This is a genomic window from Rhodanobacter sp. BL-MT-08 (assembly GCF_054161255.1).
This window is the reverse complement of record NZ_CP167872.1, coordinates 2602177-2626743: the sequence shown is the minus strand read 5'-3', so window position 1 is coordinate 2626743 and position 24567 is coordinate 2602177. Positions and strand designations below refer to the sequence as shown.

20 protein-coding genes and 1 riboswitch are annotated in these 24567 nt (G+C 63.3%); of the genes, 10 read left to right on the top strand and 10 right to left on the bottom strand.

From position 1 onward, the window contains the following. Positions 1-75: 75 nt before the first annotated feature. The 3 genes from ACDK93_RS11625 to ACDK93_RS11615 all read left to right on the top strand — a co-directional run bounded on the left by ACDK93_RS11625 (position 76) and on the right by ACDK93_RS11615 (position 2470). A complete protein-coding gene (locus ACDK93_RS11625; RefSeq protein WP_458068772.1) occupies positions 76-330 on the top strand; it encodes a helix-turn-helix domain-containing protein in 255 nt (84 codons plus the stop codon). Continuing rightward, positions 323-1555 carry a type II toxin-antitoxin system HipA family toxin gene (locus tag ACDK93_RS11620; protein ID WP_458068770.1) on the top strand — a complete coding sequence of 411 codons (1233 nt, stop codon included), beginning with the start codon at positions 323-325 and terminating at the stop codon, positions 1553-1555. Before ACDK93_RS11625 ends, ACDK93_RS11620 begins: the two co-directional genes overlap by 8 nt. A gap of 159 nt (positions 1556-1714) precedes the next feature. Further along, a complete protein-coding gene (locus ACDK93_RS11615; protein ID WP_458068768.1) occupies positions 1715-2470 on the top strand; it encodes an SDR family NAD(P)-dependent oxidoreductase in 756 nt (251 codons plus the stop codon). 68 nt (positions 2471-2538) lie between these two features. Here the strand turns inward: ACDK93_RS11615 and ACDK93_RS11610 are convergent, their stop codons facing one another. The 3 genes from ACDK93_RS11610 to ACDK93_RS11600 are packed head-to-tail and all read right to left on the bottom strand — an operon-like array spanning position 2539 to position 5266. Continuing rightward, positions 2539-4017 (bottom strand): N-6 DNA methylase, encoded by a 1479-nt coding sequence (locus ACDK93_RS11610; protein WP_458068766.1) that lies wholly within the window; start codon positions 4015-4017, stop codon positions 2539-2541. Continuing rightward, positions 4014-5063 carry a virulence RhuM family protein gene (locus tag ACDK93_RS11605; RefSeq protein WP_458068764.1) on the bottom strand — a complete coding sequence of 350 codons (1050 nt, stop codon included), beginning with the start codon at positions 5061-5063 and terminating at the stop codon, positions 4014-4016. Before ACDK93_RS11605 ends, ACDK93_RS11610 begins: the two co-directional genes overlap by 4 nt. After that, positions 5060-5266, bottom strand: a complete 207-nt coding sequence (locus tag ACDK93_RS11600) for a hypothetical protein (RefSeq protein ID WP_458068762.1) — start codon at positions 5264-5266, stop codon at positions 5060-5062. The genes ACDK93_RS11605 and ACDK93_RS11600 overlap by 4 nt, the downstream gene beginning before the upstream one ends. Positions 5267-5549: 283 nt before the next feature. Between ACDK93_RS11600 and ACDK93_RS11595 the strand changes: the two genes are divergently transcribed. From ACDK93_RS11595 to ACDK93_RS11575, 5 genes are all read left to right on the top strand, one after another. After that, on the top strand, positions 5550-6038 hold the full coding sequence (locus tag ACDK93_RS11595; protein WP_458068761.1) for a DUF6496 domain-containing protein: 489 nt from the start codon (positions 5550-5552) through the stop codon (positions 6036-6038). Positions 6039-6074: 36 nt separating this feature from the next. Then, positions 6075-6329, top strand: coding sequence for a hypothetical protein (locus ACDK93_RS11590; protein ID WP_458068759.1), 255 nt, complete (start codon positions 6075-6077; stop codon positions 6327-6329). Positions 6330-6666: 337 nt separating this feature from the next. Continuing rightward, entirely contained in the window at positions 6667-6906 is a 240-nt protein-coding gene (locus ACDK93_RS11585; protein WP_458068758.1) for an AbrB/MazE/SpoVT family DNA-binding domain-containing protein, read from the top strand. A 50-nt stretch (positions 6907-6956) separates the two neighbouring features. After that, on the top strand, positions 6957-7385 hold the full coding sequence (locus tag ACDK93_RS11580; RefSeq protein ID WP_458068757.1) for a type II toxin-antitoxin system VapC family toxin: 429 nt from the start codon (positions 6957-6959) through the stop codon (positions 7383-7385). Positions 7386-7423: 38 nt separating this feature from the next. Then, positions 7424-8920, top strand: coding sequence for an amidase (locus tag ACDK93_RS11575; RefSeq protein ID WP_458068756.1), 1497 nt, complete (start codon positions 7424-7426; stop codon positions 8918-8920). Positions 8921-8977: 57 nt separating this feature from the next. Here ACDK93_RS11575 and ACDK93_RS11570 read toward each other — a convergent pair whose 3' ends face one another. Further along, positions 8978-11473, bottom strand: coding sequence for a PAS domain-containing protein (locus ACDK93_RS11570; protein ID WP_458068755.1), 2496 nt, complete (start codon positions 11471-11473; stop codon positions 8978-8980). A gap of 316 nt (positions 11474-11789) precedes the next feature. Here ACDK93_RS11570 and ACDK93_RS11565 point away from each other — a divergent pair, with 316 nt between their 5' ends. Then, positions 11790-12953, top strand: a complete 1164-nt coding sequence (locus tag ACDK93_RS11565; RefSeq protein WP_458068754.1) for a GAF domain-containing sensor histidine kinase — start codon at positions 11790-11792, stop codon at positions 12951-12953. Positions 12954-12996: 43 nt separating this feature from the next. Here the strand turns inward: ACDK93_RS11565 and ACDK93_RS11560 are convergent, their stop codons facing one another. The 3 genes from ACDK93_RS11560 to ACDK93_RS11550 form a co-directional block, all read right to left on the bottom strand. Continuing rightward, complete coding sequence (locus ACDK93_RS11560; protein WP_458068753.1) at positions 12997-13224, bottom strand: hypothetical protein; 228 nt, start codon at positions 13222-13224, stop codon at positions 12997-12999. 302 nt (positions 13225-13526) lie between these two features. Continuing rightward, entirely contained in the window at positions 13527-13874 is a 348-nt protein-coding gene (locus ACDK93_RS11555; RefSeq protein WP_458068752.1) for a hypothetical protein, read from the bottom strand. A gap of 526 nt (positions 13875-14400) precedes the next feature. Further along, on the bottom strand, positions 14401-15207 hold the full coding sequence (locus ACDK93_RS11550) for a CHAD domain-containing protein (RefSeq protein ID WP_458068750.1): 807 nt from the start codon (positions 15205-15207) through the stop codon (positions 14401-14403). 324 nt (positions 15208-15531) lie between these two features. On the opposite strand from ACDK93_RS11550, the gene ACDK93_RS11545 reads away from it, so the two are divergent. Then, entirely contained in the window at positions 15532-18444 is a 2913-nt protein-coding gene (locus tag ACDK93_RS11545) for a response regulator (protein WP_458068748.1), read from the top strand. A 91-nt stretch (positions 18445-18535) separates the two neighbouring features. On the opposite strand, the gene ACDK93_RS11540 is transcribed toward ACDK93_RS11545, so the two are convergent. The 3 genes from ACDK93_RS11540 to ACDK93_RS11530 all read right to left on the bottom strand — a co-directional run bounded on the left by ACDK93_RS11540 (position 18536) and on the right by ACDK93_RS11530 (position 24563). Next, entirely contained in the window at positions 18536-20656 is a 2121-nt protein-coding gene (locus ACDK93_RS11540) for a catalase (RefSeq protein ID WP_458068746.1), read from the bottom strand. Between the two features lie 206 nt (positions 20657-20862). Next, the gene (gene gcvP, locus ACDK93_RS11535; RefSeq protein WP_458068744.1) at positions 20863-23760 is read right to left on the bottom strand and encodes an aminomethyl-transferring glycine dehydrogenase; all 2898 of its coding nucleotides are present in this window, start codon (positions 23758-23760) and stop codon (positions 20863-20865) included. A 40-nt stretch (positions 23761-23800) separates the two neighbouring features. Next, a riboswitch (glycine riboswitch) is annotated at positions 23801-23928 on the bottom strand. 170 nt (positions 23929-24098) lie between these two features. Beyond that, positions 24099-24563: a nuclear transport factor 2 family protein gene (locus ACDK93_RS11530; protein ID WP_458068743.1), complete on the bottom strand. Its 465-nt coding sequence runs from the start codon at positions 24561-24563 to the stop codon at positions 24099-24101. Between the last annotated feature and the right edge of the window lie 4 nt (positions 24564-24567).

Here is a 24567-nt window from a genome sequence, read left to right as displayed (position 1 = left end):
GGCGAAGCGCACGCGCCGATGAACAATATGTCCTATTTGCTGGACATTTTATAATAAATGTCTGATATTCCAGACATGGATACCCATACCCTAACGACTAACCTCGGGCGGCAGATCAAGCTGCTGCGTAAGCGACGCGGGCTCACGCAAGCGGCATTGGCCGAGCGTGCGGGCATGGCACGGTCCAAAGTGGTGTTACTCGAACAAGGGCAAGGATCGGTAGCTTTCGAAAGCTATGCGCGCGTCGCCGCCGCGCTTGACGCATCTTTCTTGTTGGAGGCCGCGCAGCGGCCGACGTTCGAGGAACTGGGGGATGTGTACCGTGAGTAAGCCGGTCGCAGTGACTCGAGCACGTGTGCTGACACCGCAAGGCATCAGCGGTGACCTGCACCACGAAGCCGGTCACTACGACTACGTCTACTCAGGCACAACGCCCGATGTCGCCGTCAGTCTGACGATGCCCGTCCGTCGCAGCCCGTATCGATCGACTCAGCTGTTACCGATCTTTCAGCAAAGCCTGCCTGAAGGTTTCGTGCTGGAGCAGCTGCGGCTGCGTCTGGCAAAACTTACCCAGCTGGACCCGATGCTGCTGCTGGCGATCACCGGCCATGACGGTGCCATCGGCAGGCTCGCTGTGGACTCGCCGGATGTCGATCACTTCCTGGGCAGCATGCAGCCGGCAACCAAGGGCGAGCGGCTGTCCGAAATACTCGCGTGGGACGGCACCGAAAATCTGTTTGCGGAGCTGGTCGATCGCTATCTGTTGAGCACGGGCGTGTCGGGCGTGCAACCCAAAGTACTGGTGCCCGAGCGCGCCGAGGCCGGCGGCTCGAAAGCCACGCTGGTTGCGGGCGACCTGATCGTGAAAAGCGGGCAGGGTGAGTTCCCCGGTCTGGCGATCAACGAGTTCGTCTGCATGTCGATCGCGCGAGCGGCGGGCATTCCTGTGCCGGAGTTTTTTCTTTCCGACAAGCACGATCTTTTCGTCATGCGCCGCTTCGATCGCGATGCGTACGGGATGCCGCTTGGCTTCGAGGACATGGCGACGCTGATGGGTCTGGGCGCCCAGCAGAAATACCAGGGCAGCTACGAGCGCCTCAGCAAGGTCATCCGCAATAACTGCCTTGCCGAGCACGTACGGCCTGCGCTTTCCCAGCTGTTCGACATGGTGGCGCTGTCGGTCATCGTCGGTAACGGCGACGCGCATCTGAAAAACTTCGGCCTGCTTTATACACACCCCGCCGCCAATGATTGCCGCATGGCGCCGGCTTACGACATCGCCAACACCACCGCCTATCTGCCGGACGACGCGCTGGCGCTTCTGCTCGGTGGCAGCAAGAGTTTTCGCGCGGCTCGTCTGCACTTGTTCGAGTTGGCCGAGCGTTGTGATGTGCAGCGACCAAACGAGCGAATCGTGCAGTTGCTCGAGGCGAGCGTGCAGCAATTGACGCTTCACGATGATTTGTTGAACGAAGCGCCCGCCGTAAAGCAGGCGTTGAATCGCCGCGTGCAGCAGATGGAGCCGGGATTCAGTCGGCCCCTGACGCCGCACTGATTTATCTGCTTCACATCTGGATACAACCCATGGGCCTTGATCCATCGCGTGATCACTCCGCCCACCGTCCCTGTACGCGCCATCCACCCACGCGCCGTCACCCTCGATCCAGCGCCGCGCACATTCCCGTGCGCGAGCCAATGAAAGAGGGTTTTAGCCATGCACCGATTCGCCAACAAAACCGTACTCGTCACCGGCGCGCGCTCCGGCATTGGCGCGGCGACCGCGCGGCGGTTTTCGCAGGAAGGTGCCAACGTGGTACTGGTCGGTCACCACAAGCCGGACAACATCGCCAGCGAACTGCCGCCGGAACGCACGCTGGCCATCGAGGCGGATGTCGCCGACTCGGCCGCCATCGGCCGCGCCATCGCGCAGACGGTGGAAAAATTCGGCCAGCTCGACGTGCTGGTCAACAACGCAGGCACCGCCGAAACCGGCGACCCGGTCGAGATCGACGACGAAGCCTGGCACAAGGTCATCAGCACCAACCTCGACGGCGTTTTCTTCGGCAGCCGCGCGGCCATTCCGCATCTCATCAAGACCAAAGGCTGCATCATCAACACCGCGTCCGTCTCCGGCACCGGCGGCGACTGGGGCATGAGCCCTTACAACGCCTCCAAGGGCGGCGTGGTCAACCTCACCCGCGCGCTCGCGCTGGACCTCGGCAAGAAAGGCGTGCGCGTCAACGCCGTCTGCCCCAGCCTCACCCGCACCGGCATGACCGAAGACATGCTGGACAACAAGGCACTGATCGCCAAGTTCGAAGAACGCATCGCGCTGGGCCGCATCTGCGAACCCGAAGAAGTCGCCGCCGTCATCGCCTTCCTCGCCAGCGACGACGCCAGCTTCATGACCGGCTCGATCGTGGCAGTGGATGGCGGCGTATCGGCGTCGAACGGGCAGCCGGCGATGTAACTGAAATCTGTAAGAGAAATGGCTCGTATCTAGCGATTGTTTTTCAAGAACGAAACACGTTTGCTATTTCAGGAGCTTCGCTCTTCGTTTGATCGAGGCAACGCAGCAGCCACGTCTCTAAATGCCGCCAGCGCTGCTTCCAGATGCTCGACGATTTCCAGTGCGAGCACGTCGGGCGGCGGCAAGTCGTCCAGGTTGTCGAGGCTGTCGTCCTTCAGCCAGAAGATGTCGAGGCTGGCTTTGTCGCGGGCGACGAGGGTTTTGTAGTCGAAGTATTTGAAGCGTTCGGATTCTTTGCGCTCGTGGCGATTGCCGGGGCTGTAGCAGTCGACGAAGTCCTGCAGGTCGTCGCGCTTGAGCGTGCGGGTTTTGAGGGTGAAGTGCTTGTTGGTGCGCAGGTCGTAGATCCACACGCCCTTGGTGTTCACCTTGCCGTCTTTTGGCTTGTTGTCGAAGAACAGCACGTTGGCCTTGACGCCTTGTGCGTAGAAGATGCCGGTAGGCAGGCGGAGCAGGGTATGTACGTCGCAGGTGTCGAGCAGTTTGCGCCGAATCTTTTCGCCGGCACCGCCTTCGAACAGCACGTTGTCAGGTAGTACCACGGCGGCCTGGCCGGTGACCTTGAGCATCGCCACGATGTGCTGAAGAAAGTTGAGCTGTTTGTTGGACGTGGTCTGCCAGAAGTCCTGGCGCTCGTAAGTCAGTGCATCGCGATCTTCTTCACCATCTTCGTTGGTGATGGTCATGCTGCTCTTCTTGCCGAAGGGCGGGTTGGCCAGCACGTAATCGAATGTCTGTTTCGGTTCGGAGATCAGCGCATCGGCGCGCTCCACGGCAGGCTCACCGTCGAGCTCGCCGATGTTGTGCAGAAAGAGGTTCATCAAGCACATGCGACGCGTGCTGGCGACGATCTCGTTGCCGTGAAAGGTTTCGTGGCGCAGGAACTTCGCCTGCGTCGGATTGAGCCGGCTGCCGGGACGGGTCAGCCACTCGTGCACGCCCAGAAAAAAGCCGCCGGTGCCGCAGGCCGGGTCGGCAACGGTCTTCTTCGGGTCCGGCTGCACGCACTCCACCATCGCCTGGATCAGCGCGCGCGGGGTGAAGTACTGGCCGGCGCCGCTCTTGGTGTCCTCGGCGTTCTTCTGCAGCAGGCCTTCGTAAAGGTCGCCCTTGACGTCGGTTTCCAAGCTGAGCCAGTTCTCGGCATCGATCATCTGCACCAACCGAGCGAGCTTGGCTGGATCCTGGATCTTGTTCTGCGCCTTGAAGAAGATCGCGCCCAGCATGCCCGGCTCGTCGCCGAGCTTGTGCAGCACGGTGAGGTAATGGGCTTCCAGCGGCTCGCCACTTTTGGTGCGCAGGCTGTTCCAGTCACAGCTGCGCGGAATATGTGTATCGCGGCTATGCAGCGGCTGTGCGTATTCGTGCGCCAGCTTGAGAAACAGCAGGTAGGTCAGCTGTTCCAGATAGTCGCCGTAGCCTACGCCGTCGTCGCGCAGCGTATGGCAGAAATTCCAGAGCTTCTGGACAAGGGTGTTGCTGTTCATGGCTTCTTGGGGCCTTTGGTTTTCTTATGGGTTACGAGCTTTGCCGCTTCGGATTCCAGCTGCGCCAGATCGTCGGCGGCCTCCTTTTCAGACGCCAGCCGCTCCTGGTCACGTCGGCGCGCATCGAACTCGGCGAAGCGTTCGCCGAGGATGCTTTCCATCCGGTCATGCGAAACGCGTCCCGCGCCGCTCAGGATCGAGCGCTCGTTGAACGTGAGAAAGCGATCGGTCTGCGCGATCCATTCGCCCATGCGGGTTTCGATGCGGCGTATGGCGCGGTCTTCGGCAAAGTCGAGAAACATCGTCACCAGGCGATTGAGCTGGTCGAGCTCATCGGCCTGCAGGTAGTTCTTGGACACCACTACATCCGCCTTGCGCACGCGTGTGCCGGGCCAGTTGGTCAGCCCCATATCGCTGGCGTCGGGGTTGGCGCGTGCCACGATCAGCTCCGCCGCAGTCTGGCCGGTGACGGCGAACACCAGCTTGTTCTGGATGGTGGCGAAAAACGTTTTGGCGGTCTGCGCCGTGCCGTCGTAATCGCTGCTGCTGGCCTTGAACAGGTCGCGCAGCTTTTGATGGAAGCGTTTCTCCGAGCTGCGAATGTCACGGATGCGCGCCAGCAGCTCTTCGAAGTAATCGACCCGCTCGGCGTCCTTGAGCCGGGCATCGTTCATGGCGAAGCCCTTGACCAGATACTCGGCGAGCACGGTACCGGCCCAGCGGCGGAACTGGTTGCCGCGCGGCGAGCGCACCCGGTAGCCTACCGACAGGATCATTTCCAGCCGATACAGCTGCACGGGCCGGTTGACCTGCCGCGAGCCCTCGGTTTGAACTGTCAAGGATTCCTTGACAGTTGCCTCCGCCGTCAGCTCGCCCTCGTCCAGAATGTTTCTAATATGCAGGCTCACGTTCTGCTTGGTGGTATCGAACAGCTCGGCAATCTCGGCCTGGCTCAGCCACACGGTGCCGTCCACCGCGCGCAGCTGAATATCCGCGCGGCCGTCTTCGGTGCGGTAAAGAATCAGCCCACCCTTGTCGTCGCTCATGCCTTCTCCTTTGGCTTGCGTCCATTCTTGACCGGTCGCTTCGCACCGGCTGAGACGCGCTCGGCGCGGATGCGTTCCAGCAGCGCGCTGGCCGGTTCGTCGTTGGGGTCTTGCGGCACCAGCTGGCCGGCGAAGGCTGCTTTGAGGATGTTTTTGCGTTGGGCGGCGGATTGGTTGATCCCAGACTCTACCGATGCGGTCATCCGAGCGTCCTGCCGGCGTGTAGGTAAAGGCTGATTAACTCAGTCCCGGTGCCTGAATGCAAGGAGCGGGCGGTCGGGCGGAGCCAATGGACCGATTGGTTTTGACCATAAGCATCAGCGTCCCTTTTTCAAGTGGGACGGAGTTTTCGTAAGTCGGTGGCGACTTGGTTATGCGCCTGATGAGCTGCCGAATCCCCCAACTCCCGATTGACACGCCTTCCACAGCTTGACGCGCTAAATCGGGGCAATGTCGCTGGTCGACGTCGTACGCAGGGTCATCGCCATGCCTATTGAGAAAGCGCGCGCTGCCGCGAAGAAGGACAGGCGCGAGGGTAAGTCTGCCAGCACGCAGGCAGGTGAATACGTGCGTGAGGTGATCGAGGATATTCGCAACGGCAAGCATGGCGTGCGGTCGCCCAAGCAGGCGATTGCGATCGGTCTCTCCGAGGCGCGACGCGACGGCATCAAGGCGCCGGTGTCGAAAACCGCCAGCAAGACGGTGAAGAAAAAAGCCGCGCAGGATACGAAGGCTGCCGCGCATCCACACAAGCCTTCGGCCACACGCTCCAAGGCGACCACCAAGGCGCTGAAAAAGGAAGGCCATAGCGCGGCATCGACCCAGGCGCTGTCCGCGCAGACCAAGAAGGCCAGCGCCAAGCGCACGGCCGCCTCGAGGTCGGCGGCGGCAAAGAAAGCGGTGAAAACCAAGGGTGCGGCCGGGCGATCCGCCGCCGCTAAGAAAGCGGCGCGCACGCGCAAGCAAGCCGATTAACCGATCATGCGGCCCAAGCGGTCGAGGAGCAACGCAGTGACTCAGCAGCAACCCGGTGACATCCCGATTCCCCGTCACCCCGAACCGATCGATCCCCCCGCCGATCCCAACGGCCCCGACTTTCCGCCGCCGAAGGAAGAGCCGCCGACTACGCATCCGCACTCACCATCGCCGACCACGCCCGAACCCAGCGATCCGCAAAAGGCTCCTGCGATTACGCCTGACGTCGAACCGGATCGGCCGATCAGCGATCCGCCGATCCCAGGCAAGACGGGCGATGCGACGTCGTGACGTTGTCTACGACGTGGAACGACGGGAACGGGTGCTTATGCACGGTGCTTCGCCTTCGATTATTCGGTGACTGCCGCCATTAGGAAGAAAACGCCCCGCATGTCGGGGCGCTTTCTTTGCGGTGCCATCATCATTGGAATCGAAAGTGGATATGGGACGCCATGTGATGTGCCAAACGAAGTTGAGCTTGAGTTGACAAGTTATGCGGGGCACTGAGGTTTGCAACCACGATGGCCGGCGATATGGCACATATGCACCTGGCTGCTCGGCCTCGATTGTTATTTTCGGCGCATGCTCATAATATCCTTACCAGGTAATACTTTTGCGGGCGACGTCGATGGACGAACTTTCGGTAACCAGCAAGGGCCAGGTCACCATTCCCAAGGCGGTGCGACAGCGGTTGGGCATTCGTGCTGGCAGCCGGGTGCGTTTTGCGCTCGTGGGCGATCGCGCCGAGCTGCAGGTAGTACACGCTCACACTGCCGTGCAGAGCAGTGGTGCCGGCATGCTGAAACATAAGCGGTCTGCTGTGCCGGCCGATTTCGACGTGGCCAGCCTGCTCGGCAAAAAACGCTGATCAGTCATACCGACCACACCAGCGATCGAAAGTACTGAAGGGGCAAAAGGATGCGCAATATCACCGGACTGGATACCAATGTACTGGCGCGCTATTACGTGGAGCCGGCCAGCGACGATGCGACCGAACAGCGCCAGCATGCGCTGGCGGCCGAGCTGATCGACGCTGGCCGACCGTTGGCGGTATGCAAGACCGTGTTGCTTGAGCTGGAGTGGGTACTGCGAGGCTTTTACGGCTATAGCGCCGCGGCTATTGCCAAAGTTTTCAACCATCTGCTGGCGCAACCGCATATCGAGATCGAGGATCGGCAGCGCGTGGCGCAGGCGCTGAGCAATCAGGCGGCCGGGCTCGATTTCGCCGACGCGCTGCATCACGTCAGCTATGCCGAGTGCCGCTACCTCGCGTCGTTTGACGATCGTGGGTTTGCTCGGCGGTCTGCCAAGCTCAATCTCAGTCCGGCGGTGGTCGTACCGCGATAACCTGACGCTCGCCGCACCTTGCCTCAAAAGGACTGCGCATGTTCAACGAATACCTCGATTACGACGCTACAGGTCTGGCTGCTCTGATCGCTCGCGGGGATGTGTCGGCGGCTGAGGTGCTGGAGGCAGCGCTGGCGCGCGCAGCCGAGGTGAATCCGAAGCTGGCGGCGATCTGCATTCCGATGGATGCGCTGGCACGCGAACGCGCGAAGCGGCCGCTGCATGGGCCGTTTGCCGGCGTGCCGTTTCTGCTGAAGGACGTTGCGCAGGATTACGCCGGTGTGCCGACGACGGCCGGGAGCCGGGCGCTCAGGCACTGGACGCCGACGCAACACGCCGAGATCGTGCATCGCTTTCTCGATGCCGGGCTGGTGATCTTCGGCAAAACGGCCACGCCGGAGTTTGCCTTCAAGGGTGAAACGGCGCCGCTGATCTGGGACGAGCCCACGCGCAATCCGTGGGATCTTCAGCGCACGCCGGGCGGTTCGTCTGGCGGCAGTGCGGCGGCGGTAGCCGCGGGTATCGTGCCGGCCGCGGGTGCGTCGGACGGCGGTGGCTCGATCCGGATTCCTGCCTCGTATTGCGGTCTGTTTGGGCTGCGGCCTTCGCGCGGCCGCGTGCCGAGCGGGCCGACGCACGGCGAGTTTTGGGACGGCGCATCGAGCCAGCATGCGCTCACGCGCAGCGTGCGCGACTCGGCGCGCATCCTCGATGCGATTGCCGGCGTCGAAGCGGGCGCACCGTTTGCGATCGCGCCGCCCGAGCGCGCGTATGCCGAGGAGATACAGCGACCGACCGGCAAACTGCGCATCGGCTACAGCGTGGCATCGCCGCTGGGTACGCCGGTGCATCCCGAATACGTGCAGGCGGTCATGCGAACGGCGAAGCTGCTGACCGATCTTGGACACGAGGTGGAACCGGCGCAGCCCGAGGTCGACGGCAACGCGCTGGCGCGCAGTTTCATCACCATGTATTTCGGTCAGGCGGCGGCGAACATCGCGCAGGCGAAGCGGCTGACCGGTGCGAGCGACGAGGCGTTCGAGCTGGAGACACGCGTGCTTGCGCTGCTGGGCCGCACGCTCGGCGCCGGTGAATACGTCGATCAGCGCAGCCGCTGGAACGACTACGCGCGCGCGCTCGGCCGCTTTCATCAGACCTACGATCTTTACCTCACGCCGACGGCGGCGCAGCCGCCAAACCGTATCGGCGAACTGGCCACGCCACCGCTGCAGCAGGTGGCAGCGAAGGTGGTGCTGGCGCTCGGTGCGGGCAAGCTGCTTTTCAAAAGCGGCATGGTCGATCAGCTGGTGGCGACGAGCCTGCAGCGCGTGCCGTTTACCCAGCTGTCCAACCTCACCGGCACGCCGAGCATGTCGGTGCCGCTGCACTGGGCGCCCGCCGACGCGGGCGGTGCCGAGCTGCCGTACGGCGTGCAGTTTGTGGCGCGCTCTGGCGACGAGGCGATGCTGCTGCGGCTCGCCGCGCAGCTGGAGCAGGCGCAGCCGTGGAGCGCGCGCCGGCCGCCACTGGCTTGAACGATCGGCTGCACCGATGCCGCTTCGCCGTGCCGCCGTCCGCCGCCAGGCTTCTCGTCAGCGCCGTTTGGAAGCCGCAGACTCGTCCCTGGCCAGACGCAGCGCGGCGTGCAGTTCATCCACGCGGTAAGGCTTCGGCAGCAGCGGAATCTTCTGCTGCGCAGCCTCCTGCTTGATCGCGTCGGAAAAGCCGCTGGTCAGCAGTACGGGCAGGTCCGGATGCCGGCGGCGGATAGCCAGCGCCAGCTGCAGACCGTTCATGGCGCCGGGCATCATCACATCGGAGAACACCACGTCGACGGCGCGACCGTCCGCCAGCGCGCCGAGCGCCGCTTCCGCACTGGCCACGCGCAGCGTTTCGTAACCGAGCTGGCGGAACATCTCGCCAACCAGCGCGGCGACGTTGTCGTCGTCATCGACGAGCAGGGCCAGCCCGGATGAATGGCTTGCCTGCGGCGGCATTGCGCTGCCCGGCCCGCAGGCAGGTGTCGGCGGCTGTTTCAGCGTGCGCGGCAGCAGGATCGATACCGTCGTGCCTCGGCCAAGTTCGCTGACGATCTTCACCGTGCCGCCGGACGCATGCGCGAAGCCGTGCACCTGCGCCAGCCCGAGGCCAGAGCCCTTGCCCACGTCCTTGGTGGTGAAGAAAGGCTCGAACACGCGCGCAATCACGTCGGACGACATGCCGCTGCCCTCGTCGGCCACCGACAGGCCGACGAAATCGCCGCGCCGATCGTCGTCGACGATATCCGGCAGGTTGCGGCCGGCAATGCAGATGACGCCACCGCCGGCCATTGCGTCGCGCGCGTTGACCGCGAGGTTGAGCACGGCCAGCTCCAGCTCGCCCGGATCCACTTCAGCCGGCCAGATGTCGGACGGGAAGTCGATCTGCACATGGATATCGCCGCGCAGGCTGCGATCGAGCATCTCGCGCATCTCGGCAATGCGCCGACCCAGATCGATCGGCTCGGGCTGCAGCTTCTGCCGGCGCGAGAACGTCAGCAGCTGGCGGGTGAGCGCAGCGCCGCGATCGACCGCCTGGCGCATGGCCGCGAGGATGCGCTCGCGCCGCGCCGGATCGCTCTGGCGATCCATCATGTCCAGACCGCTGGAGATCACCATCAGCAAATTGTTGAAGTCGTGCGCCACGCCGCCGGTGAGCTGGCCGATCGCTTCGATTTTCTGCGTCTGCAGGATTTTTTCTTCCGCCTCCAGCAGCTTCTGCTGATCGCGGATCCGCTCGGTAATATTGCTGCTGACTGAAAACGCACCTACCTGCCTGCCGCTGCGGTCGCGCAGCGTGGTGAATCGGGTTTCGTAGGTGCGCGTGCCCTCGGGGGACTCCGGGAATTCGCTGTTGACGGTGAACTCCTCGCCGCCCAGTGCGCGCGTCCATTGCTCGCCCAGCCGCCGCTGATGATGGGGATATCGCGCCAGCAGATCCAGCAGCTTGTCGCCGGTCTTTGGTTGCGAGCCGTACAGGCGCAGGAATTCGCGCGAGGCGACGTCGTTCAAGGCCAGGATACGGAAGTCCGTATCCAGCACGACGATAAGCGAATCGGTCGATTCGAAAACGTCGGCAAAAATCTTTCGCTCGGCGAGCGCGTCCGCCACGCGGAGCTCAAGCGTTTCATTCCAGCTGTGCAGCGCCTGCTCGCCGCGCACGCGCTCGGTGACGTCGGCGCCTTCGACGAAGATGCCGGTGACGCTGCCCGTGCCGTCGGTGATCGGCTGGTAGACGAAATCGAGATAGCGCTCGTCGATGGTGTCCTGTGCGCTGGCATGCACGGCGTAACGGGCGCCTGTCGAGCTGAAGGCAGTACCGCTGCGGTACACGTCGTCGAGCAGATGCAGGTAGCCTTGCTCCACCGCGTCAGGCAACGCTTCGGCCACCGTCTTTCCCAGCACGTCACGCCCCCCGACCAGGCGCATGTAGCCCGCATTGGCCAGCTGGAAGCGATGGTCGGGCCCCTCCAGCATCGCCATGAAATTCGGCGACTGCGCGAACATCTGTTCCAGCCGCTTGCGCTCGGCCACGTTGTGACGCTCGGCCATCACCGTGTGGGTGGTTTCCGTGCAGATCACCAGGACGCCGCCCACGCCGTTCTCTGCGGTGACCTCGTTGATCGGACCATAGCTGTAGGTCCAGTAGATGTCCTGCCGGCGACCGTTGCGGGTGGTCGGGACGAGTTGGTTTTCGTGCCAGGTCGAGCCCTGGTTGGCCATCACCTTTTCGATCTGCGCGCCGATGATGTGCCACACCTCGGCCCAGCATTCGCGACCGCGCTGGCCGAGCGCGCTGGGGTGGCGTTCGATGCCGAGCGAGCGCCGATAGGCATCGTTGTAAAGCTGGATCAGCTCGCTGCCCCACCAGATCAGCATGGGGTGCTGCGTGGTCAGCAGCAGTCGCGTGGCCGTGCGTAATCCTTGCGGCCACCCGTGTGGCGAACCGAGCGGAGTGCTGGACCAGTCGAATGCGCGGATCAAGGCGCCCATCTCGCCGCCATCGGCGAGAAAATCCGGCGTGGTGTGATGGGGTGCCGCCTTGTTCATCCGGATTCGGGTCGCGCAGGTTCAATTGTCAAAGACTAGCAAAAGTCTGCGCGGCTACGATTTGCGTGTATCGTGCCTGGAGATCAATGCTCTTTTTGAGTCATGCGGCGTGGCGTGGCGTGGCGAATAAGCTGTCAAGATAAGGCGTCGCCTCAACGGGCTCTGCACGAAGGCATGAAAGGACTTCAGACGGCCAGGCAATCGTCGTCTTGCGCGGACAGGCGGATCTGTCAGGATTTCAAAGGCATTGGGATTCTTGGTGAAAGACAATAGTGCACCCAGCTTGCCGCCGCTGCTTGAATCGCGGCGCCTATCGATGCTTCAGTCTTACGGCATTCTGGATACGCCTCGTGAGGCAGCCTTCGACGATATAACGCGCATTGCTTCGATGATCTGTGGCACGCCGATCGCATCGATCACGCTGGTCGACGCAGAGCGGCAGTGGTTCAAGTCGCAGATCGGCATTGGCAAAGCCGAGACCCCGATCAGTGAATCGATCTGCGCCCACGTCGTGCTTGAAAACGATCTGCTGATCGTGCCGGACCTGAGCGCTGATCCGCGCTTCACGAACAATCCGCTGTATACCGGCAATCCCAACTTCAGATTTTATGCGGGCGCACCGATCACTACCGGCGACGGCTTATCGCTGGGTACGGTCTGCGTGATCGACACGGTTCCGCGCCGCTTGACGTCAGACCAGCTTGATGCGCTTAAGACGCTGGCCCGTCAGGTGATGATGCAGCTGGAGCTGCGCAAGATGCTCCGGCTCAGTGAGCAGACCAGCGAGTACCGTGCGCGCATGCTTGCCAGCGCCGCACATGATCTGCGCCAGCCGCTGTTTGTCGCGGCGCTTTCCGTTCAAAGCCTGCTGCAGGAGGCGGCGCCGCATCAGGTCAAGCGCCTGACGCTGGCCGATGGCGGCCTGGAAACCATCAAGAAGGGCTTCAACCGCATGCTGGTGGCGGCCAGCGGCAAGGCGTCGTTCACTGTGGCGGCATTGGGCGATGCCGAGCTGGGCGATGTGCTCGAATTCATCGACGTCAATTTTTCACCGCTGGCCGAACGCAAGGACATCCGCCTGCGCGTGATGCGCACGCGTCTGCACGTCTACAGCGATGAGGTTCAACTGGAAACGTTGATCGGCAACCTGGTCGCCAACGCGGTGAAATACACCGAGCCCGGTGGCCGCATCGTGGTGGGCTGCCGACGGCATGCCGAGCATGCAGCGGTGCACGTCATCGACAGCGGTATCGGTATGGCTAGCGAATCGGTGGATGCACTGTTCGACGCGTTTCGTCAGGGCGACGTGCGATCGGACGGGCTGGGCCTGGGTCTGTGGATCGTCAAGCGCACGGCCGAAGCGCTGGGTGTTTCGGTGCAGGTGCACTCGGTGCCGAATAGGGGGACCCATTTCATCCTGCGCATACCGTTGACCGCGGAAACCGAGCCGTCGACCGAATCGGTGATCCACATCAGCTGATCACTGACCTTCGGGATGAGGCACCGAGGCGGCGTCGTCCACCTTATTTCAGCGGAAGCATGTCCGGGTCGAACGTGCGCCAGGTGCCGTCGGCACCCTGAATGGCGATGCAGGCCTTATCGCCAAAACTCTTCGCTGCCTTCTTGGCCGACTGCATGGCGAAAGACAGCGCCTCGACACGCGAATTGAAGCTCTTGCGACCTTCTGCAAGACCATCCAGGTACCAAGTGTGGGTGTTCCCCTTTTCGTAGGGAATCTCGTAGAAAATCATCGACCGGCCGTCCTGAAACGCTGCGCATGCGTTCGGGCGGATTATCCGGAAAACGAATGCATTGCCAATGTGAGGACGCGTCGCATCTGCGGCCGGGCGTCATGACGATCGCGACGGCCAAACACTCGGCGTGGCGTCCCATCCCTGCGAGGCGGCGACGAACCGCATGAGCACGACGGTAGGCATAGTGCCGGCTGGCGCTTCGCCGGAAAAGCACCGCCGGCGAGTTGCCGACGGTGCACACCGTATACGCGTATGGCGAGAGGCCGCCGAGAAGAGGCTCGGCGGTTACTTCGAATCAGTCAGTGTTTCTGGCGGCGGATACGGCGGCTGTCGTGATTCTCCGACCGGTTCAGGCGGCGGTCCTCGCCCTTGGTGAGGTGTCCATTGTGCTTGGCCTCGTCGGCACTTTCGCGCCGGGCGATATTGGCATCCTGCTTTTCGTCGCGCGCGGCCTGCTTGCTGTTCATCGTGCCATTGGCTTCACCGTTCTGGATTCGGTTCTGCTGATTGCTCAGGCGCTGGTTGACCTCGTTGACGCGCGGATGGCCGGGAACGCTGGTGTCTTGCGCCATGCCCGTACCGCAGACGAGCGCGGAAAAAGCAGCCAGGCCGAACATGCCGAGACGGAACTTTGCGTGGATTTTCATGACTGCATCCTTGTGGAGTAGGTAAGCGTGAGTGGATCAGACCTCTGGCAGACGAGCGCTGCGAAAGGTCAGACCACGGTGGCCGGCTTGGGATACGTACCTCGCGAGCGACATCTCCCGTGCCGTTGTCGAGCGTGCCGGCAGCGTTCATCGGGCAAGTCGATCGCCGGCAGGCAGGGCAAGGAACGGCAACTGCCTGCGGGGCGTTGACACACTTCTTTACAAGGGAGGCTGCCATTCAGTCTCGCGGCGCCGCAGCAATTCGAGGGTTTGTGCCGCGCCAGGAAAATCGCGCTGCCGCCGTCGTTTTCCGTGCGCGTGCCGCATTGGCATGCTCGGTTGATGATTGCGAGGCGAGAAACGTGGTAGGTACCCTGACTTCGCCGTCATCGGGAAATCGCGGTGCGTGCCCACGCAGGCATCCTGGTGCTGAACATGCTGCATCGGTTGAGTATCGCCATGGAGCGCCACGTGGCGGCCGCTATCGCCGGATGATACCGAGGGCGCTGACGCTCCGGCCGGCGGTTCAATAACGGGCGCGCTTCGTTTCGATACGCAGGCGTCTGCGCAGGTTGGCCAGAATGGCGGCATCGGGAAACGTTCTCAGCGCCGCGCGCAGCACCTCGATATCCTGCCGCCAGCCGAGCTGGTCTGCCAGGTGCCCGAGCGCCTTGGTCGATTTGTTTTTGTGGACTTCGCTGGCCTGGATCGCCACGCCCGACAGTCGGTTGAACGCGTGCACCGCTTGCAGCTGCAGACGCAGGCGCCGCACCCGCCGCCGCCAGCGGTGCAGGCTGGCCGGCGTGCCCTGTTCGGCGGCATCGCGCTCGGCCTTGCTCACCCGGCGATGGCTTCGCTTGATCGCCTGCTGCAGGGATTTCTGACTGACGTGTTTCCAGCGCAGCTTGTCAAACACCATGGCAATATCCGCCACCGCCGCAATGCGTCGGGCGAATCCCGGATCCTTGCCCAGCTCCGTTTCCAGCAGCAGGTCGCGCTGCACGGCCAGTACCTGCGCCGCAATCGCCCATTCGCCCGTGGCGTCATCGGCGGCAAGCTTCTCAGCCATCGCTACCGCCACCTGCGAGTCGCGCAGCGCCGACAGTCGTTTGGCTTGGTTGCGCAGGGCGATATCGATTTTTGCGGTCTCATGCCCCACGGCGTCGTCGACCAGGGCGAGCAGACTGCGCAGCCTGCGCAGGGCCTTGCGCGCCTCATGAATGCCGCGATGCCGGTCTTTCCGGTTGGCCAGGGCCTTTGCGACCGCCTTGCATTCCTTGCGCGCCAGCGCGGCAAGCGAACTACCCGTGGCGGGTAACGTGTCGGCATTCATGAATCAGACGATCCTTGGCTGGCCAGGCGGCCAGTGTACGGTGCAACCCATGCGGCCGTGACAGTTTCACGACCGGCTTCACGACCGGCGGCATGGATGAGTGCGTTCCAGCAGCGCGTGCGGGGCCTCTTGTCAGCAGCCATGCCGCGAAGCGGCGTCTGGAGCGAATGCCGCACGCGTCTTGGACGCGTGCCTGCTGCGTGTCCTTCGCCATCACGCTTGCGCCGAGTCGTTCGGCCCGGTTAACCCCAATTATGTGAAAGGCGTTTGACGACCTCCCCGTTAGACTAGGTCGCCATACACCCATCGGACGAGAGCGGCTTGATGCACGATGCGAACCCTGAGCTCACCGGTGAGGTGATGTCTGCCATGCTGGCGGCCAGCCCGGACTGCGTGAAAATACTCTCCGCCGAGGGGCAGATTCTGTATTTGAACGCGCGTGGTGCCGAGCTGATGCGGCTGGACTCGGTCAACGACATTGTCGGGCTTCACTACGTTGATCTGTGGCTGGAGCACGATCGCGAGCGGGTCGATGCGGCGGTAAAGCAGGCGGCAGCCGGGCGCACGGTGCGCTTCGAAGCCTGCTGCAACAACGCCAGGCACGAGCTGATGTGCTGGGAAGTGAGCTTGGCACCCTTTCAGGCCGAGGGGCAGCCCACCCAGATCGTCGGCATTTCCCGCGATATCTCCGAACATCGGCAAAGCAAGATCGCTTTGAGCGCCAGCGAGAGCGAACGCCAGCAGGCGGAGTTGCGCCATCAGGCGCTCAGCGAGCTGAGCACCAAGCTGTTCGATCTGGACGACACCTCCGACCTGGCCTACGCCTCGGCCGAGATTCTCGGCCGCACGCTCAACGTCAGCCGGGCTGGCTACGGCACCATCGACCCGATCGCCGAAACCATCACCATCGAACGCGACTGGAATGCTCCGGGCATCCACACAATTGCCGGCACGCTGCGCTTTCGCGAGTACGGCTCGTACATCGAAGACCTCAAGCGCGGCGAAACGGTGGTGTTCGCCGACGCCTACAAGGACCCGCGCACCGCCAGCAATGCGGACAAGCTCAAAGCCATCAGCGCGCAGGCGGCGGTCAACATGCCGATCACCGAGCAGGGCGGCTTCGTGGCGATCATCTACACCAATCACGAAAGCGTGCGCGAGTGGTCGAACGCCGAGCTGATTTTCATGCGCGACGTGGCCAACCGCACGCGGGTGGCGATCGAGCGGCGCCGCGCGGAGCAGGAACTGCGGGAGATAGCGGCCTCGCTTGAACAGCAGGTGGCGGCTCGCACGATCGAGCGTGACCGCATCTGGCGGCTGTCGATCGATCTGATCCTGATCGTGCAGATGGACGCGCGCATCGTGGCCACCAATCCGGCGTGGGCGCGCATTCTTGGATGGCACGAGGACGAACTGATCGGCAGCAACCTGTTCGATCTGATTCATCCCGACGACGTGGCATCGACGCGTAGCGAAGTCGGCCGGATGTCGGAAGGTCACGTTGCCATGCAGTTCGAAAACCGCTACCGGCGGCGCGACGGCAGCTACTGCTGGATATCGTGGAACGCGTTTCCGAACGACGGCCTGATCCACGCGGTCGGCCGGGACGTGGGCAGCGAAAAAGAGCACGCCCACGCGCTCGCGCTGGCGCAGGAGCAGCTGCGCCAGGCGCAGAAGATGGAAGCGATCGGTAAGCTGACCGGCGGCATCGCGCACGACTTCAACAACCTGCTGCAGGTCATCAGCGGCAATCTCCAGCTGCTCAGCAACGACGTGGCCGGCAACGAGCGCGCCGAGCGCCGCGTGGTCAACGCGATGGCCGGCGTGTCGCGCGGCTCGAAGCTGGCCTCGCAGCTGCTGGCTTTCGGTCGGCGCCAGCCGCTGGCGCCGAAGGTGGTGAACCTGGGTCGGCTGATCCGCGATCTCGACGACCTGCTGCGCCGTGCGCTGGGCGAAGCCATCGAAATCGAAACGGTCGTGGCGGGCGGCCTCTGGAATACGCTGATCGATCCGGCCAACGTGGAAAACGCGCTCCTCAACCTGGCGATCAATGCGCGCGACGCGATGAACGGCCGCGGTCGCCTGACCATCGAGGCGGGCAACGCGTCGCTCGACGATCGTTACGTGCAGACCAATCCGGACGCCGCGCCGGGGCAGTACGTGATGCTGGCGGTGACCGATACCGGCTGCGGTATCCCCGAGGACATCATCGGTCAGGTGTTCGAACCGTTCTTCACCACTAAGCCCGAGGGCCACGGCACGGGCCTGGGGCTGTCGATGGTCTACGGTTTCGTGAAGCAGTCCGGCGGACACATCAAGGTCTACAGCGAGCCGGGGCAGGGAACCACGATCAAGCTGTATCTTCCACGCTCGGCGCAGACCGAGGACGTGGTCATCGATCACGATTCGGGCGTCGTCACCGGCGGTACGGAAACCATTCTGGTGGCCGAAGACGATGACGCCGTGCGCGACACCGTCGTGGCGCTGTTGTCCGACCTCGGCTACCGGGTACTCAAGGCGCGCGACGCACAGAGCGCGCTCACCATCATCGAAAGCGGCATTCCGATCGACCTGCTGTTTACCGACGTCGTGATGCCCGGCTCGCTGAAAAGTCCCGAAGTGGCGCGCAAGGCACGCGAGCGGCTGCCGCATCTGGCCGTGCTGTTCACTTCGGGCTATACGGAAAATTCCATTGTGCACGGTGGGCGCCTCGACGAAGGCGTGGATCTGCTGACCAAGCCGTACACGCGCGAGGCGCTGGCGAAAAAGCTGCGCCAGGTGCTGGCCGCGCAGGCGCAGCGCAACGAAAAAGCCGCCATGCAGGTGGAGTCATCGCCTGTCCCTGCCGCTCCCCAGCCGCTCTTCGCGGCCGCCACCAAACGGCGCATTCTGGTGTGCGAAGACGACTGGATGATCCGCGTCAGCATCGTCGATATTCTCGAAGCGAAGGGTTACGAGGTGATCGAGTCGGGTGATGCGGAGCAGGCGATCAGCGCGTTCGATGAGCATCCGGTCGATCTGTTGCTCACCGACGTCGGCCTGCCCGACATGTCCGGCGTCGACCTGGTGAAGGCGCTGCGCGAGAAGAATGCGCATCTCCCGGTGATTTTTGCCACAGGCAACGATACGGTGAGCGGCATCGATCTGGATGACCGTACGCGTATTCTGCAGAAGCCATACGGCTCGGATGCGCTGCATCAGCTGATCGTGCAATCGTTCGAGGCGCCGTCGGCGTAGGTCACGGTCGGCGGCGGCTTCGGTATCAACAGCCGTCGAAGACAAAAAAAGGGCCGCCCCAGCAACGGGCGGCCTGTGCCTCCCTACAGGCTCAGGCGAGCATGCGCAGCTTGGCTTCGCGCTCCCACTGGCGGGTTTTCGCCGCCTTGATGAAGGCCTTGGTGTCGTCGACATCGACCACGCCCGCATCCTTGCCGACTCCACCGGCGGCCAGCACGGTCTGCGCGCCTTCGTCGGCGGCAATGGCCTTGAGATGGCCGAACGCTTCACGGGCAAAATCCACGGCGGCTGCCACGCCGGCCAGCTGTTTACCGGCGGCCGGGGACAGCACCAATGCCACCGCGTCGAATATCAGCGACGGTGTGCCGTCGAGCTGGCCATCGGCCGCGGTGCTTTTTCCGTCGCTGAGCTTGATGCCGCCCACGCGAGTGGCCACGAGCTTCACCCCGCCTCCGGCGGCTTCAACGGCTTTCTTCACCGACTTGATCGCGGCGGCATCGGAGCCGTCGTGAATGAGAATGCCGACAGTACGGCCCTTCAGCGTGTCCTTCATCTTGCCGATGATCTGCAGCGCCGGTGACACTCTGGCGTCCTGCGCCGCCACCACCGCGGGCGGCAGCGCGGGGAGCGCGTCCAGCCCCAGCCCGTCGGCCACGCGGCGGGCGAGGTCTTCGCCGATATGCCGCAGATGGCCGACCACAGCCTCACGTACGTGCTGGGTTTGCACCTTGGACAGTTCGAACACGAGCGCCGAGGCGATGTGCGCCTGCTCGTACTTGGTCTGGCTGCGGAAAAACTGGCGCGCCTGGCTGTAGTGGTCGGCAAAACTTTCCGGACGAACGCGGCCCTTGGTGCCATTGCTATCGGTCACCGCGGCGCTGCGAAAACCTGCCTGGGTTTCTCGCGGCGAGGTCGGGTCAAGTGAGCTTGGCTCGTAGCTCACGCGGCCCTTCGGCACCTGCATCTGCATATGGCCATCGCGCTGCTGGTTGGCGAACGGGCACTTGGGAGCATTGATCGGCAGCTGATGGAAATTCGGCGAACCCAGGCGCGACAGCTGCGTATCCAGATACGAGTGCAGGCGACCCTGCAGCAGCGGGTCGTTGGAGAAGTCGATGCCCGGCACGACGTGCGACGGGCAGAAGGCGACCTGTTCGGTTTCGGCGAAGAAGTTGTCGGGGTAACGATCAAGCACCATGCGACCGATGACCGTAAGCGGCACCAGTTCCTCCGGAATCAGCTTGGTCGGGTCGAGGTGGTCGAACGGGAAGGCGTCGGCCTCTCTCTCGGTGAACAGCTGCACCGCCAGCTCCCATTCCGGGTATTCACCGGCCTGGATCGACTCGAACAGATCGCGGCGATGGAAGTCCGGATCGGCACCGGCGAGTTTCACCGCTTCGTCCCACACGGTGGACTGCAGGCCGAGCTTGGGCCGCCAGTGGAATTTCACGAAGGTCGACTGGCCATCGGCATCGAGCAGACGAAAGCTGTGGATGCCGAAGCCTTCCATCATGCGCAGCGAGCGCGGAATCGCGCGATCGGACATCGCCCACATGATCATGTGCATCGCTTCGGGCGTCAGCGAAATGAAATCCCAGAAGGTGTCGTGCGCGGAGCCCGCCTGCGGAAAGCCGCGGTCCGGCTCCATTTTCACTGCATGAATGAGGTCCGGAAACTTGATCGCGTCCTGGATAAAGAACACGGGAATATTGTTGCCGACCAGATCCCAGTTGCCCTCCTTGGTATAGAACTTCACCGCGAATCCGCGCACATCACGGGGCGTGTCGATGGAGCCTGCGCCGCCAGCAACCGTGGAAAAGCGCGTGAACAGCGGCGTGCGCTCACCGACTTCGGTAAGGATTTTTGCGGTGGTGTATTTCTTCAGCGACTTGGTCAGCTCGAAATAGCCGTGCGCGGCCGAGCCACGCGCATGCACGATGCGCTCGGGGATGCGCTCGTGGTCGAAATGGGTGATCTTTTCGCGCAGGATGAAGTCTTCCAGCAGCGTCGGACCGCGCGGTGACGACTTCAACGAATTCTGGTTATCCGATAGCGGCAGGCCTTGATTTGTGGTCAGCAGCGGATGCTGGCCACCGGCGCTCTGATGCAACTCGTCGCCGTTGCCGCGTTGATCTTTTGACTTTGTTGCAGACGGCTTGCTGGCGACAGATTTTCTGGATGAAGCATTGGGATTTTTTTTGGCGTTGGCCATGGTTTCTCCGAAGCGATCGACGGTGGCGGTGTGGGGACGTCCATCAACGGTGCGCCCGGGGAAGTGAATTGCCCGTGCTTCAAGCTTGTGTGAACGATGAACTTGTGTGAACGATGAAGTGGATACGCCATCGAACAGCGCGTTCAACGCTGGTCACAAAAAAGCCCCGCGTGTGCGGGGCTCTGGATGGCAAAAGATCTGACGTGCTACATCACGTTCGGTTCGCTAAACGCCTCGATTTCGCCTTTGAAGGCCTCGATGGAGATGCACGAGCACATGATGTTCTTGTCGCCGTAGACATTGTCCACGCGGGCCACCGGCGACCAGTACTTCTGCAGTTTCAGGCTGGGCAGCGGGAAGGCGGCCAGCTCGCGCGGATACGCATGCGTCCATTCGCTGGCCGACACGGCGGTTGCGGTATGCGGCGCGTGCTTGAGCGGGTTGTCCTCGCGATCGAGCTTGCCTTCCTCGACGGCGCGGATTTCCTCGCGGATCTGGATCATCGCGTCGATGAAGCGGTCGAGCTCGTGCTGCGATTCGCTTTCGGTCGGCTCGACCATCAGCGTGCCAGAGACCGGGAAGCTCAGCGTCGGCGCGTGGAAGCCGAAGTCGATCAGGCGCTTGGCGACGTCCTCGGCGCCGATGCCGGTGGCGTCCTTCAGCGGGCGCAGGTCGAGGATGCACTCGTGCGCGACCAGGCCGTTGCGTCCGGTGTAGAGCGTCTTGTAATGCGGCGCCAGCCGCTTGGCCACATAGTTTGCGTTGAGCAGGGCGACCTGGGTCGCCTTGCGCAGGCCTTCGCTGCCCATCAGCGTGATGTACATCCACGAGATCGGCAGGATCGAGGCTGAGCCGTTGCTGGCCGCGCTAACCATGCCGACCGCGCCTTCTTCGCCGAACTTCTTCGGTAAAAAGGGAGCCAGATGCGATTTCACTGCACAGGGGCCCACGCCCGGGCCGCCGCCGCCGTGTGGGATGCAGAAGGTCTTGTGCAGATTCAGATGCGAGACGTCCGAGCCCCACTTGCCGGGCTTGGCCACGCCGACCAGGGCATTCATGTTGGCGCCGTCGGTGTAGACCTGGCCGCCGTGCTGGTGAACGACTTCGCAGATCGCCGCGATATCTTCCTCGAATACGCCGTGCGTGGACGGGTAGGTGATCATCAGCGCGGCAAGACGGTCGGAATATTTTTCGGCCTTGGCGCGGATATCGTCGATATCGACGTTGCCGTTGGCGTCGCACTGGGTCACCACCACGGTCATGCCGCACATCTGCGCGGAGGCCGGATTGGTGCCGTGGGCGGATTCGGGGATCAGGCAGATGTCGCGATGGCCCTCATTGCGCGAGCGGTGATACGCACGAATCGCCAGCAGGCCGGCGTACTCGCCCTGCGCACCGGAGTTCGGCTGCAGGCTTACCGCGTCGTAGCCGGTGCATTCGACCAGCATCGCCTCCAGCGTATCGATCAGCTGGGTGTAGCCCTGCGTCTGCGCGGACGGCGCCAGCGGATGGATGTTGCCGAACTCCGGCCAGGTCACCGGGATCATCTCGGCGGTGGCGTTGAGCTTCATCGTGCAGCTGCCCAGCGGGATCATCGTGCGATCCATCGCCAGATCCTTGTCGGCCAGCGCGCGCATGTAGCGCAGCAGTTCGTGCTCGCTGTGATGCGTGTTGAACACCGGATGCGTGAGGAAGGCGCTGGTGCGGCGCAGGCCAGCGGGCAGGGCGTCGTCGGTAGCCGCATCCAGCGCGTCGATGTCATCGATGGCCACCCCGGCGCCGAACAGCTTGGCCAGCGCGATCACATCCTCGCGGGTGGTGGTTTCATCGAGGCTGATGCCGAGGCTCCGGCTGTCGATGCGACGCAGGTTGATGCGCGCCGATTCGGCCCTGGCGTGGATGGCGTCGGCGTCGACGTTGACCACGTGCAGCGTGTCGAAGAAATCCGGGCCCACGGTGATGCCGGCCTTGCCCAGCGCGCCGGCCAGGATCGCGCTGAGGCGATGCACGCGACGGGCAATGCGGGTCAGGCCTTCCGGACCGTGATAGACGGCGTACATGCTGGCCATGACGGCGAGCAGCACCTGCGCGGTGCAGATATTCGACGTGGCCTTCTCGCGGCGGATGTGCTGCTCGCGCGTCTGCAGGGTGAGCCGATACGCGGGCTTGCCTTCGGCATCGATGGACACGCCGATCAGCCGGCCCGGCATCGAACGCTTGTACGCGTCGCGGCAGGCCATGAAGGCCGCATGCGGGCCGCCGTTGCCGAACGGCACGCCGAAGCGCTGCGAGTTGCCGACGACGATGTCGGCGCCCCATTCGCCCGGCGCGGCGATCAGGGTCAGCGCCAGCAGGTCGGTGGCCACCGCGACGAGCGCGCCGCGCGCGTGCGCGGCATCGGCCAGCGCCTTGTAGTCATGAATTTGTCCAAAGGTGTTGGGGTACTGCAGCAGCACGCCGAAGCTGTCGACGCTGGCGGCTTCGGCGTCATCGCCGATATGCAGCTGCAGGCCCATCGCTTCGGCGCGGGTGTGCAGCACTTCCAGCGTCTGCGGATGCACGCCGCGAGACACGAAGAAGACGTTGGATTTCGACTTGCCCGAGCGCTTGGCCAGCGTCATCGCCTCGGCGGCGGCGGTGGCTTCGTCCAGCAACGATGCGTTGGCGATCTCCATACCGGTGAGGTCGGCGCACAGCGTCTGAAAGTTGATCAGCGCTTCCATGCGGCCCTGCGAGATCTCCGCCTGATAGGGCGTGTAGGCCGTGTACCAGGCCGGATTCTCGAGGATATTGCGCAGGATCACGTTCGGCGTGTGCGTGCCGCAGTAGCCCTGACCGATAAAGCTGCGGAACACCTGGTTCTTGTCGGCGATGGCGCGAATCTTGGCCAGCGCTTCGACTTCGGTGATCGCCTGCGGCAACGCCAGTGGCGCGGATGATTTGATCGAGACCGGCACGATAGCGTCGGTCATCGTTTCCAGCGACTCATGGCCGATGACGTGCAGCATCTGCGCGATCTCGGCATCGTTCGGACCGATATGGCGCTCGACGAAGGCGTGGTGATGCTCGAGTTCGCGCAGCGAAGGGGAATGTTTGTGGCTCATGACTGGAGGCATCCAAAGGCAACGTGCCGTGCCGCACGTCGGGCGCCCCTCTGTCCTTTTGCCTGAGAGTTTGGAAACGCGGCGGTCGATATCAGGGTCGATATCGACAACGTGGCGTTTCGTGCACCTTCGGCGCCGGATTGAACCGGTCTCTCCAGAGTGTTTGCGCGTGGTGGTACAGGAGCCTGAGCGATTACGGGCGTTGCGTCTTCGGCAGCGGGTGGCCGGTCTGGCGCCATCCGCTTCTCCCACCATGCGTTTACGCGTTCAATTATACAGGGACAGCGCCGCGATATTCGTTAGCGCCTTCGATGCTGCGACAGTGTGGCCGAGCGGTTCTAAAGACCCAGCGCGCTCAGCTCGGGCGCGTCATCGGGGCGGCGACCCAGCGGCCAGTGAAACTTGCGCTCGGCTTCCTTGATCGGGTGTTCGTTGATGCTGGCCAGACGCCGCCGCATCAGGCCTTCCTCATCGAATTCCCAGTTCTCGTTGCCGTAGGCGCGAAACCACTGGCCGCTGTCATCGTGGTATTCGTAGGCGAAACGCACGGCGATGCGGTTGCCGGCGAATGTCCACAGTTCCTTGGTCAGCCGGTAGTCGAGTTCCTTGGCCCACTTGCGGGTGAGAAAGGCTTCGATCTCCGCGCGGCCGTGGATGAACTCGGCGCGGTTGCGCCACTGGCTGTCTGGCGTATAAGCCAGCGCGACCTTGGCCGGGTCGCGGCCGTTCCATCCGTCTTCGGCCATGCGCACTTTCTGGATGGCGGTGGCTTCGGTGAACGGCGGCAGCGGCGGACGTGACATGGCG

Excerpts from the sequence above, each read along its gene's own strand:
- ACDK93_RS11595 (WP_458068761.1), top strand. The coding sequence starts at position 5,550 with ATGCCTATTGAGAAAGCGCGCGCTGCCGCGAAGAAGGACAGGCGCGAG.
- ACDK93_RS11615 (WP_458068768.1), top strand. The coding sequence starts at position 1,715 with ATGCACCGATTCGCCAACAAAACCGTACTCGTCACCGGCGCGCGCTCC.
- ACDK93_RS11530 (WP_458068743.1), bottom strand. The coding sequence starts at position 24,563 with ATGTCACGTCCGCCGCTGCCGCCGTTCACCGAAGCCACCGCCATCCAG.
- ACDK93_RS11560 (WP_458068753.1), bottom strand. The coding sequence starts at position 13,224 with ATGATTTTCTACGAGATTCCCTACGAAAAGGGGAACACCCACACTTGG.
- ACDK93_RS11600 (WP_458068762.1), bottom strand. The coding sequence starts at position 5,266 with ATGACCGCATCGGTAGAGTCTGGGATCAACCAATCCGCCGCCCAACGC.
- ACDK93_RS11540 (WP_458068746.1), bottom strand. The coding sequence starts at position 20,656 with ATGGCCAACGCCAAAAAAAATCCCAATGCTTCATCCAGAAAATCTGTC.
- gcvP (WP_458068744.1), bottom strand. The coding sequence starts at position 23,760 with ATGAGCCACAAACATTCCCCTTCGCTGCGCGAACTCGAGCATCACCAC.
- ACDK93_RS11585 (WP_458068758.1), top strand. The coding sequence starts at position 6,667 with ATGGACGAACTTTCGGTAACCAGCAAGGGCCAGGTCACCATTCCCAAG.
- ACDK93_RS11605 (WP_458068764.1), bottom strand. The coding sequence starts at position 5,063 with ATGAGCGACGACAAGGGTGGGCTGATTCTTTACCGCACCGAAGACGGC.
- ACDK93_RS11575 (WP_458068756.1), top strand. The coding sequence starts at position 7,424 with ATGTTCAACGAATACCTCGATTACGACGCTACAGGTCTGGCTGCTCTG.
- ACDK93_RS11555 (WP_458068752.1), bottom strand. The coding sequence starts at position 13,874 with ATGAAAATCCACGCAAAGTTCCGTCTCGGCATGTTCGGCCTGGCTGCT.
- ACDK93_RS11570 (WP_458068755.1), bottom strand. The coding sequence starts at position 11,473 with ATGAACAAGGCGGCACCCCATCACACCACGCCGGATTTTCTCGCCGAT.
- ACDK93_RS11625 (WP_458068772.1), top strand. The coding sequence starts at position 76 with ATGGATACCCATACCCTAACGACTAACCTCGGGCGGCAGATCAAGCTG.
- ACDK93_RS11580 (WP_458068757.1), top strand. The coding sequence starts at position 6,957 with ATGCGCAATATCACCGGACTGGATACCAATGTACTGGCGCGCTATTAC.
- ACDK93_RS11610 (WP_458068766.1), bottom strand. The coding sequence starts at position 4,017 with ATGAACAGCAACACCCTTGTCCAGAAGCTCTGGAATTTCTGCCATACG.
- ACDK93_RS11565 (WP_458068754.1), top strand. The coding sequence starts at position 11,790 with ATGCTTCAGTCTTACGGCATTCTGGATACGCCTCGTGAGGCAGCCTTC.
- ACDK93_RS11550 (WP_458068750.1), bottom strand. The coding sequence starts at position 15,207 with ATGAATGCCGACACGTTACCCGCCACGGGTAGTTCGCTTGCCGCGCTG.
- ACDK93_RS11545 (WP_458068748.1), top strand. The coding sequence starts at position 15,532 with ATGCACGATGCGAACCCTGAGCTCACCGGTGAGGTGATGTCTGCCATG.